Consider the following 10,327-nt stretch of genomic DNA (forward strand, 5'->3'; position numbering starts at 1 on the left):
CAACGCTTGCGCTTGCGGCCGCTGTTGCAACCTCGGTTGCGGCATCAGGGATTTCATGCGGACACCAGTGTCGATTTGAGACGGCCCAGCAGCTTGAACAGCGCGCGCCGCTCGGTCTCGGCGAGCCCTTCGAACAGCTGCTCGACCCATTGCTCGTGCGCGCGCGCCATGCGCGTGAAGGCCGCGCGGCCGGCCGGCGTCAGCCGGATCAGATAGGCGCGCCGGTCGTTGGCGAGCGGCTCGCGCGAAACCAGCCCTTCCTGCTGCAGCTGATCGGTGATGCCGGTCACGTTGCCGCCGGTCACCATCATGCGGCGCGACAGCTCGCCCATCTTCAGGCCCTCGGGATGGCGCTCGAGCTGCGCCATCAGGTCGAAGCGAGGCAGCGTGCAGCCGAACGATTCGCGCAGCCGGCCGCGGATATCGGCCTCGACCAGGTTGGTGCAGGTCAGCAGACGCAGCCACAGGCGCAGCGCCTCGTGGCTGGCGTCATCGGCACGGGTTTCGAGATCGACTGGCGCCGCGTTGGGCGCGGCGTCGGCGGCGGAGGTCGGCATTGCAGGCGGGCATCGAAGAAAAATGGTTGACGCCTGAAGTATATGCGTTTGGCCGACCGCGAGGCTGGCTCAGGCAGCCGGCGCGGCCCGAGTGCGGCGAGGCGGTCAGTCGACCTTGGCGCCCGAGTCCTTGACCACCTTGGCCCACTTGGTGGTTTCCGCGCGGATATGCTGCGCGAACTGCTCCGGCGTATTGCCGACGGGCTCGGCGCCCTGGGCCTGCAGCTTTTCGCGCATCGCCGGCGTGCCCAGCGCCTTGGCGACTTCCTGCTGGATCCGCGACACGATCGCGGGCGGCGTGCCGGCCGGCGCCAGCAGGCCGAACCAGGAACTGGCCTCGTAGCTGGGCAGCTTCGCGGCCTGCGCGATGGTCGGCAGGTCCGGCAGCGCCGGCGACGGCCTGGCGCTCGTTACCGCGAGTGCCTTCAGCTTGCCGGCCTTGATCAGCGACATCGACGACGGCAGGTTGTCGAACATCACCTGCATGGTGCCGCCGGCCAGATCGGTGAGCGCCGGGCCGCTGCCCTTGTACGGGAAGTGGACCATGAAGGTCCGGGTCTGCGTCTTGAACAGTTCGCCGGCCAGGTGGATCGAGGTGCCGTTGCCGCTCGATGCCATGTTCAGCTTGCCGGGATTGGCGCGCGCGTACGCGATCAGGTCGTTGACGCTGTTGATCTTGTTCTGCTGCGCGAACGCCGGGTTCAACACCAGCACGTTGGGCACCGCGGCGACCAGCGTGATCGGCGCGAAGTCCTTGATCGGGTCGTACGGCAGCTTGCCGTACAGCGACTGGTTGATGCCATGCGTGCCCACCGTGCCCATCAGCAGCGTATAGCCGTCGGGCTCGGCCTTCGAGACGATCTCCGCGCCGATATTGCCTCCCGCGCCGGGACGGTTGTCGACCACCACGTTCCAGCCCGGCAGCTTCGACAGCTCGGCGGCGACCGCGCGCGCCAGGATGTCGGTGGTGCCGCCGGGGGCGAAGGGTACGACCATGCGGATCGGTTTGGCGGGATAGCTGCCGGGATCGGCGGCGTGCGCGGGAATCTGCCATGCCGTCGCGGCGAGCCCGCTCAGGGTGGCGGCCAGGGTCAGGCGCAGCGCGCGGCGGCGGGTTGCTTGCATCGGTTCGTCTCCTCGGGCGCCTGCTGGCGCATCGTCTTGTGCCTGCCGGCGGGCCGGCGGGACTGCTGCATTCTAGTGGCGCCGGCGCAGCGCTGCCGATGAGGTGAAGCCCTATGGCGGCGTGGCCAGCCCAACAAAAAAGGCACCCGGAGGTGCCTTTCGAAAGCGGGCGTGCCCGCGGTGTTGCCGTTGCTCTTAGAACTTGTGGCGGATGCCGATGCCCACGCCGACCATATTGTCTTCGCCGGCGCCCAGCGGGTAGCCGTTGGCGAAGCTGATCACGGCGCTGTCGAAGTTCAGGCCGGCGTTCTTCGTGTAGGCCGCGGTCAGGTAGATGTCGGTCCGCTTGGTGATGTTGTAGTCCGCCACGAAGCTGACCTGCCACGGGTTCGGAGCGTTGACGCCGTTCAGGTTCTTGACGTCGGCGTAGTAGTACGCCAGCGTCAGGCCCAGCGCGGCGGTGGCCTGGTAGTTGGCGCCGGCCCAGTAGTAGTCGTCGCGATAGATGGTGGCGTCGTTCGGGGCCTTGTTCTGGCCCCAACGATAGCCGGCCATCAGCTTGGCCGGGCCGAACGCGTAGCTGGCCGCGGCGCCTGCCTTGCGGAACGTCGCGGTGTCGCCGCCGGTGTTGGCCACCGTCGGGTTCGACTGGTCGTAGGCGATGGTCACGCCCAGCGGACCGGCCGCGTACGCCACCGCGCCACCGTAGCCGGTGTCGCGCCGGAACTGGCCCGGGACTTCGCCGGTGCCGGCCACGCCGTTGCCGAACGACCAGTGCGCGATGGCCGTGACCGGACCGAACTTGCCGGTGTACTTGGCGGTGTTGTCCGAACGGAAGTTGGTGCCCAGCTGATAGGCGATCGGTTCATACTGCGTCGCGTAGCCGGTCGGCGAGAAGTTGGCGAACGCATCGAACATCGAGGTGTACTGGCGGCCGAAGGTGAAGCGGCCGACCTGGTTGCTCTCGATCCCGACGTACGCCTGACGACCGAACAGGCGGCCGCCCTGCTGCATGCGGCCATCATCGACGCCGAAGCCGCTTTCGAGCACGAACAGCGCCTTCATGCCGCCGCCGAGATCCTCCACGCCGCGCAGACCCCAGCGCGAACCGGACAGGCCACCGGAAGTCACCCCGAACTTGTTTTCTCCACGACCCGGAAATCCAGCCGTGCCGGCCGCAGTCGAAGACATGTTGCTGACGTATTCGATGTTGGCGTCGACCACCCCGTACAGCGTGACGCTCGATTGGGCCTGTGCGGTGCCGGCGAAAGCGCCGAGCGCGGCCAATGCAAGAAGCGACTTCTTCATGCTGGTTTATCTCCTGTAGTAAGAATTATTGGTGTGATGCGCGAGGCAGCCTCCTGAGCTCTCCATGGCCCACGCACCCAACTTCGCGAGAAGTTGTCAGGTACTGTAACAAACGGCCTTGTTTGCACAATCGCACAGTCGTTCTATTGTCGGCTTTTCACAACTCAGGGTTTTGGAGTAGCCCGCCAGCCCAAGCCAGTACTGGCAAGGCGCCCGGTGCGGGACGTCCGAAACGGGGGCGGTACAATGCGGGAATTCCCCGAACCGACCCAAGGCGGCTCGTCGTCACTTTCACCGTCACGCGTGCCGCCTCCGCCGTACCGACATGGACAAGCTGATCCACGAATTCGACGTCGCCCTGCGCGCCATCACCGGCGCGACCCGAGCGGGGCGGCCCAGCCCGGCCGAGCCGCTGGGCGAACATGACGACACGCAACTCGACGCCGGGGAGCGCCGGCATGTCGCCGGGCTGATGCGGGTCAACCATGTCGGCGAGGTCTGCGCCCAGGCGCTGTACCAGGCGCAGAAGCTGACCGCCCGCGATGGCGCGGTGCGCGCGCAGATGGATGCCGCCGCGCGCGAGGAGGAGGATCACCTCGGCTGGTGCGCCGAGCGCCTGCGTGAACTGGGCTCGCGACCGAGCCTGCTGAACCCGCTGTGGTATGCCGGCGCCTTCGCCATCGGCTGGCTGGCCGGACGCGCCGGCGATCGCGCCAGCCTGGGCTTCGTGTCCGAGACCGAGCGCCAGGTCGAGCAGCACCTGATCGGCCATCTCGAGCAACTGCCCGCGGCCGACGCGCGCTCGCGGGCGATCCTCGAGCAGATGCGCGACGACGAGGCCCGCCACGGGGCCAGCGCGCGCGAAGCGGGGGGTATCACGCTGCCGGCTCCGGTACGTGCGGCGATGCGCGCGGCCTCGCGCGTGATGACCACCACCGCCTATCGGATCTGACTGGTCATCCCCGACCTTGCGCGCGGCGCCGGACCGCCTGGACCGGCGCGCGCTGCGGGCTCGCCCCAAGGGCCCCCGGCACCGAATCGTTGTATCCTTTGGCCGGGCTCGGGACCGCGGTATTTCCTTGCGCCAGCGACTTCTCCCCTCGTAGTTCTCAGGTGGTTTCTCGGCTTTCTCCCCTAAGACCTTCATTTCATTAGGAATTCACCTTCCTGGTGCGCGCTCGCCCTGCGCTAAGTCTTTGTTCTGATTCCGAAAAACGCCTTTTTAGCACCGTTGACGAGCCTTGACCGCCCAATAGGCTTCCTCTAAAGTGGGGAATAGTGTGAGGAAGTGTATTTTTGTGTGAGGAAAGGGCTTCGGTGTGGGATGATGTGCACTAGCCGAAGCGGACCAGTCAACGCCACGCCAAGCCGCCGCAGGCAGGCGCGGGACGGGGGTGAACTTGTTTCAGGGAGCATCGGCGCTCTCCCTCGATGCCAAGGGTCGGATGTCGATTCCGACGCGGCACCGGGAAGCGCTGCAACAACAGGCCGAGGGCCGGGTGACGCTGACCAAGCACCCGGATGGATGCCTGCTGCTCTTTCCCCGGCCGGAATGGGAAACCTTTCGCACACGGATTGCGGCGTTGCCGATGGACGCGCACTGGTGGAAGCGCATTTTTCTGGGCAATGCCGCGGACGTCGAAATGGACAGCGCCGGGCGCGTGCTGATCGCGCCGGAGCTGCGCAGCGCCGCCATGCTGGACAAGGAAGTGATGCTGCTCGGCATGGGCAGCCATTTCGAGGTCTGGGATGCCGCGACCTACGCCGCCAAGGAACAGCAGGCGATGGCCCAGGGCATGCCTGAAGCATTGAAGAACTTCTCTTTCTGAAGTGGTTATGGAACCGACCCGTACGCCGGGGCCCACCCCCCTGCGCCATCGCACCGTGCTGCTCGACGAAGCCGTCGATGCGCTCGTGTGGCGGCCCGACGGCGTGTACGTGGACGGTACCTTCGGCAGGGGAGGGCACAGCCGGGCCGTGCTGGCGCGGCTGGGACCCGAAGGGGCACTGGTCGCCTTCGACAAGGATCCGGCAGCAATCGCAGAAGCGGGCACCATCAAGGATGCCCGCTTCTCTATTGAGCACGCGAGCTTCGCCGCCATGGGCGAGCGCCTGGCCGGCGCGAAGGTCGCGGGCGTGCTGCTCGACCTGGGGATCAGCTCGCCCCAGATCGACGACGCAGCGAGGGGGTTTTCGTTTCGGTTCGAGGGCCCGCTCGACATGCGCATGGACACCACGCGCGGCATCACTGCCGCCGAGTGGCTGGCGCAGGCCGACGAGCAGGACATCGCGAGGGTGATACGAGACTATGGGGAAGAACGGTTTGCTGTACAGATTGCAAAGGCGATTGTTGCTCGCCGGAGCGAACCCGGCGATGGCGGACGCCTCGCCACTACTGCCGACCTTGCCGCGCTCGTGGCGAAAGCCGTCAAGACACGCGAGAAGGGTCAGGACCCTGCGACCCGCACCTTTCAGGCTCTACGGATTTTCATCAATCAAGAGCTTGCGGACCTCGAAAGCGGTCTGAGCGCGGCCTACGATCTGCTCGAGGTAGGGGGACGGCTGGTGGTGATCAGCTTTCATTCGCTGGAGGACCGCATCGTCAAGCGGTTCATGCAGGCGCACGCACGCCCGCAGCAGGACGCCGATCCGGCGCTGCGGCGCGCGCCGCTGCGCGCGGCCGACCTGCCCCAGCCCACGATGAAGCTGCTCGGCCGGCTCAAGCCCGGCCCCCAGGAAGTCGCCGACAATCCCCGCGCGCGCTCGGCCGTGATGCGCGTCGCTGAAAAACTGGCGCCCGCGGCGCCGACACCGCAGGGCGGGGCGCGCGCATGAACCGCCTGACCTTCTTCCTGCTCGGCGCACTGATCCTGTGCGCGCTGTCGCTGGTCAGCGCCCAGCACGAGGCGCGCACGCTGTTCGTCGCGCTCGAGCGCGAGCAGTCGGAGGAGCGCCAGCTCGAGACCGAGTGGTCGCGGCTGCAATACCAGCAGAGCGCGCTGTCCAAGAGCGCGCGCATCGCCGACGCGGCCCGCGCGCAATTGAAAATGTCGCCGGTCAGCCCCGGCCGCACCCAATACCTGCAGGGCATCGTGCTGCCGCGCGCCGAGGGCGCCGCGGCCGGCGAAGGGGCCAATGGCGCAGACAAGCAGCAGTCCAGCGCCAACGCGGAGGCCCGTCCATGACGATGGCCCGCCCCAGCCTGAACCGCCCGCGCGCCGCGCGGCCGGCCGCCACGCGTCCGCGCTCCGGTCAGTTCTCGGCCAGCCCGGTGCTCGGCCTGCGCCTGCCGATGTGGCGCTCCAAGCTGGTGGTGTTCCTGATGTTCGCGGCCTTCGTCGCGCTGGCCGTGCGCGCGCTGTGGATCCAGGGCCCGGGCAACCAGTTCTACGAGGCCGAGGGCAAGAAGCGTTTCCAGCGCACGCTCGAGCTGCCCGCCACGCGCGGCAAGATCCTGGACCGTAACGGCCTGGTGCTGGCCACCAGCCTGCCGGTCAAGGCGATCTGGGCCGTGCCCGAGGACGTACCGTCGAGCCTCGATGCAAGCAAGCTGCGCCAGCTCGCCCGGCTTCTCGACATGTCCGAGAAGGAGCTGCGCAAGAAGCTGACCGAGGACAAGAGCTTCGTCTACCTGAAGCGCCAGGTGCTGCCCGATGTCGCCGAGAAAATCGCCGCGCTGAAGATCGACGGCGTGCACCAGAGCGGCGAGTACAAGCGCTTCTACCCGGAAGGCGAGGCGATGGCGCACATCGTCGGCTTCACCAACGTCGAGGACCGCGGCCAGGAAGGCATGGAGCTGGCCCGCGAAGGCGTGCTGGCCGGCAAGGCCGGCGCGCGCCAGGTCATCAAGGACCGGCTCGGCCGCGTGGTCGAGGACATCGGCGTGCTGCGCAGCCCGCGCGACGGCCAGGACCTGCAGCTGTCGATCGACGCCAAGATCCAGTACCTGGCCTTCAACGAGGTCAAGGCGGTGGCCGAGCGCAGCAAGGCCAAGGCGGCCAGCGCGGTGGTGCTCGACGCGCAGACCGGCGAGGTGCTGGCGCTGGCCAACTGGCCCAGCTACAACCCGAACGACCGCGCGCGCCTGTCCGGCGAGCAGCTGCGCAACCGCGTGCTGACCGACACCTTCGAGCCCGGGTCGATGATGAAGCCGATCACCGCCGCGCTCGCGCTGCAACTGAAGCGCGTGACGCCGTCGACGGTGTTCCAGACCGACGGCCGCTACACCTTCGAACGCGCGACGATCTCGGATACCCACAACTACGGGCCGCTGACCGTCGCCGGCGTGATCCAGAAGTCCAGCAACATCGGCACCATCAAGATGGCGATGCTGATGAAGCCGCAGGAAATGTGGGACATGTTCACCAGCCTGGGCCTGGGCCAGGCGCCCAAGCTCGGCTTCCCCGGCGCCGCCGCCGGCCGCGTGCGCCCGTACAAGAGCTGGCGGCCGATCGAGCAGGCGACGATGTCGTACGGCTACGGCCTGTCGGTGTCGCTGATGCAGATGGCGCACGCCTATACGATCTTTGCCCACGACGGCGAACTGATCCCGATCACGATGTTCCGCACCGACGGTCCGGCCAGCGGCGAGCGCGTGATCTCGCCCCAGGTCGCGCGCGATGTGCGCGGCATGCTGGAAATGGTGACGGCTCCGGGCGGCACCGCGACGCAGGCCCAGGTGATGGGCTACCGCGTCGGCGGCAAGACCGGTACCGCCTACAAGCACGTCGGCCGCGGCTACGATCGCAGCAAGTACCGCGCCTCGTTCATCGGCCTGGCGCCGATGTCGAACCCGCGCATCATCGTCGCCGTCAGCGTCGACGAGCCGACCTCCGGCAGCCACTATGGCGGCGCGGTCGCCGGCCCGGTGTTCGCCGCGATCACCGGCGGCACGCTGCGCGCGCTGAACGTCCAGCCCGATTCGCCGATCCGGCAACTGGTGGTCACCGAGAGCGTGCCCGAGACCCTGCCCGATACGCCGCCCGAAACCCTGTCCGCCCGCGGATCCGGGAGCACCGCCCGATGACCGCCCGCAGCAAGCACGCCGCCCTCGAACAGGCCGCTGCCAAGGCAGCGGCCTGGTTGCGCCAGCACGCAGCGGACACGGCCCGGCTGACCGGCGACACGCGCCGGCTGCGCCAGGGCGACGTCTTCTTCGCCTATGTGCTCGGCAACGCGCGCCTGTCGACCGACGCCCGCCCGTATATCGCCGAGGCGCTGGCGCGCGGCGCCGCCGCGGTGGTCTACGAGCGCCGCGGCTACGACTGGCCGCACGGCGACGCCGTGCCGCATCTGCCGATCGAAGGGCTGGAGCGGCTGGCCGGGCCGATCGCCGCCGCCTGGTACGGCAACGCGGCGCGCGGCCTGGCGATCACCGGCATCACCGGCACCAACGGCAAGACCTCGTGCAGCCAGTGGCTCGCGCGCGTGCTGCAGGCCGCCGGCACCCGTTGCGCGACGATCGGCACGCTCGGCAGCGGCTTTCCGGACGCGCTGCAGCACACCGGCTTCACCACGCCCGACGCGGTCCAGCTGCAGGACAGCCTGGCCGAGCTGCATGCCGCCGGCGCGGCCGCGGTGGCGATGGAAGTGTCCTCGCACGGTCTCGAGCAGGGCCGCGTCGCCGGCACGCCGTTCCAGGTCGCGGTGCTGACCAACCTGACCCAGGACCACCTCGACTATCACGGCACCATGGCCGAGTACGAGGCGGCCAAGACGCTGCTGTTCCATTGGCCGAAGCTGCAGGCCGCGGTGATCAACCGCGACGACGCGATGGGCCGGCGCCTGCTGGCGGCCGGCATGGCGGCGCGGCAGGTGATCGAGTACGGCATCGGCGGCCCCGCCGGCGCGACCGGCTTCAGCGGCGGCGCGGCATGGCTGCGCGCGACTGGCGTCAAGGCGACCCCGACCGGCACCGTGTTCAAGGTCGACGGCAGCTTCGGCAGCGCCGAGGTCACCACGCCGCTGATCGGCGAGTTCAACGTCAGCAATCTGCTGGCCGTGCTCGGTGCGGCGCTGGCCAACGGCGTCGCCTGGGACGCGGCGCTGGCCGCGCTGCGCGCGCTGCGCCCCGTGGACGGCCGCATGGAGCTGTTCGGCGGCCAGGAAGGGCCGCTGGCCGTGGTCGACTACGCGCATACGCCCGACGCGCTGGAGAAGACGTTGAACGCGCTGCGGCCGGTGGTGGCGGCGCGCCAGGGCCGGCTGTGGTGCGTGTTCGGCTGTGGCGGCGACCGCGATCCGGGCAAGCGCCCGCAGATGGGGGCGGTGGCCGAACGGCTGGCCGACGAGGTGGTGCTGACCAGCGACAACCCGCGCAGCGAGGACCCGCAGGCGATCCTCGATGCGATCGCCGACGGCATGCGCGACTTCCGCCGCGGCCGCCAGATCGAGGACCGCGCCGCGGCCATCCTCTATGCGGTCAAGCATGCCGGCACGAACGACGTGGTGCTGGTGGCCGGCAAGGGCCACGAGGCCACGCAGGAAATCCAGGGCCGCAAGCGGCCGTTCTCCGATCGCGAGCATGTCCGCCTGGCGCTGGCGGCGCGCGGGGTATCGGCATGACTGTCGGCATGAGTATCGATATGAACGCGAAGGCGACACCGGAACAGACGATGACCGACCTGCAGCAGGCCGCGGGCTGGATCGCCGGCGCGCGCGTCGAAGGCGATGGCGCGCGGCAGTTCGCCCGCGTGCATACCGACAGCCGTACCGTCGAGCCCGGCGACCTGTTCGTCGCGCTGCGCGGCGAACGCTTCGATGCGCACGACTTCATCGCCGACGTGGCCGCCAGGGGCGCCGCCGCGGTGCTGGTCGAGCGCGATATCTGCGCCGCCGCGCCGGGTCTGCCGGCGATCGTCGTGCCGGATACGCGCATCGCGCTGGGCCAGCTCGGTGCCGGCTGGCGCGCCCGCTTCACGCTGCCGACGGTGGCGGTGACCGGCAGCAACGGCAAGACCACGGTCAAGGAAATGATCGCGGCGATCTTCGCCGCGGCGGTCGGCGAGCCGCAGCGGCTCGCCACCGGCGGCAACCTGAACAACGACATCGGGCTGCCGCTGACGGTGCTGCGGCTGCGTCCGAGCCACCGGCTGGCGGTGCTCGAGCTCGGCATGAACCATCCGGGCGAGACCGCAACGCTGGCGGCGATCGCGCAGCCCGCGGTCGCGGTGATCACCAACGCGCAGCGCGAACACCAGGAATTCATGGTCAGCGTCGAGGCCGTCGCGCACGAGCACGCCAGCATCCTGGCCGCGCTGCCGGCCGACGGCACCGCGGTGTTCCCGGTGGACGCGGCCAGCGGCGGCGCGCATGCCGGCATCTGGCGCGCCGCCGCC

10 protein-coding genes are annotated in these 10,327 nt (G+C 69.0%); 7 read left to right on the forward strand and 3 right to left on the reverse strand.

Features of this window, described 5'->3' with window-relative positions:
* Positions 1–53 precede the first annotated feature (53 nt).
* From B551_RS06450 to B551_RS06460, 3 genes are all read right to left on the reverse strand, one after another.
* Positions 54–557, reverse strand: coding sequence for a MarR family winged helix-turn-helix transcriptional regulator (locus B551_RS06450; protein ID WP_006577768.1), 504 nt, complete (start codon positions 555–557; stop codon positions 54–56).
* Positions 558–662: 105 nt separating this feature from the next.
* Complete coding sequence (locus B551_RS06455) at positions 663–1,682, reverse strand: tripartite tricarboxylate transporter substrate binding protein (RefSeq protein WP_006577767.1); 1,020 nt, start codon at positions 1,680–1,682, stop codon at positions 663–665.
* Between the two features lie 195 nt (positions 1,683–1,877).
* Positions 1,878–2,990, reverse strand: a complete 1,113-nt coding sequence (locus B551_RS06460) for a porin (protein WP_006577766.1) — start codon at positions 2,988–2,990, stop codon at positions 1,878–1,880.
* 325 nt (positions 2,991–3,315) lie between these two features.
* Between B551_RS06460 and coq7 the strand changes: the two genes are divergently transcribed.
* The 7 genes from coq7 to murF all read left to right on the forward strand — a co-directional run.
* A complete protein-coding gene (coq7, locus tag B551_RS06465; protein ID WP_006577765.1) occupies positions 3,316–3,942 on the forward strand; it encodes a 2-polyprenyl-3-methyl-6-methoxy-1,4-benzoquinone monooxygenase in 627 nt (208 codons plus the stop codon).
* A gap of 448 nt (positions 3,943–4,390) precedes the next feature.
* Complete coding sequence (gene mraZ, locus B551_RS06470) at positions 4,391–4,819, forward strand: division/cell wall cluster transcriptional repressor MraZ (RefSeq protein ID WP_006577764.1); 429 nt, start codon at positions 4,391–4,393, stop codon at positions 4,817–4,819.
* Between the two features lie 7 nt (positions 4,820–4,826).
* The gene (gene rsmH, locus B551_RS06475; protein WP_023263707.1) at positions 4,827–5,825 is read left to right on the forward strand and encodes a 16S rRNA (cytosine(1402)-N(4))-methyltransferase RsmH; all 999 of its coding nucleotides are present in this window, start codon (positions 4,827–4,829) and stop codon (positions 5,823–5,825) included.
* Complete coding sequence (gene ftsL / locus B551_RS06480) at positions 5,822–6,175, forward strand: cell division protein FtsL (RefSeq protein ID WP_006579884.1); 354 nt, start codon at positions 5,822–5,824, stop codon at positions 6,173–6,175. Before rsmH ends, ftsL begins: the two co-directional genes overlap by 4 nt.
* Positions 6,172–8,016 (forward strand): penicillin-binding protein 2, encoded by a 1,845-nt coding sequence (locus B551_RS06485; RefSeq protein ID WP_006579883.1) that lies wholly within the window; start codon positions 6,172–6,174, stop codon positions 8,014–8,016. Before ftsL ends, B551_RS06485 begins: the two co-directional genes overlap by 4 nt.
* A complete protein-coding gene (locus B551_RS06490) occupies positions 8,013–9,554 on the forward strand; it encodes a UDP-N-acetylmuramoyl-L-alanyl-D-glutamate--2,6-diaminopimelate ligase (protein WP_023263708.1) in 1,542 nt (513 codons plus the stop codon). The genes B551_RS06485 and B551_RS06490 overlap by 4 nt, the downstream gene beginning before the upstream one ends.
* 50 nt (positions 9,555–9,604) lie before the next feature.
* A partial coding sequence (gene murF / locus B551_RS06495) for a UDP-N-acetylmuramoyl-tripeptide--D-alanyl-D-alanine ligase (RefSeq protein ID WP_043437785.1) occupies positions 9,605–10,327 on the forward strand: 723 nt, incomplete at its 3' end.

Origin of the sequence: Cupriavidus sp. HPC(L) (assembly GCF_000307735.3) — a bacterium.
GTDB lineage: Bacteria > Pseudomonadota > Gammaproteobacteria > Burkholderiales > Burkholderiaceae > Cupriavidus.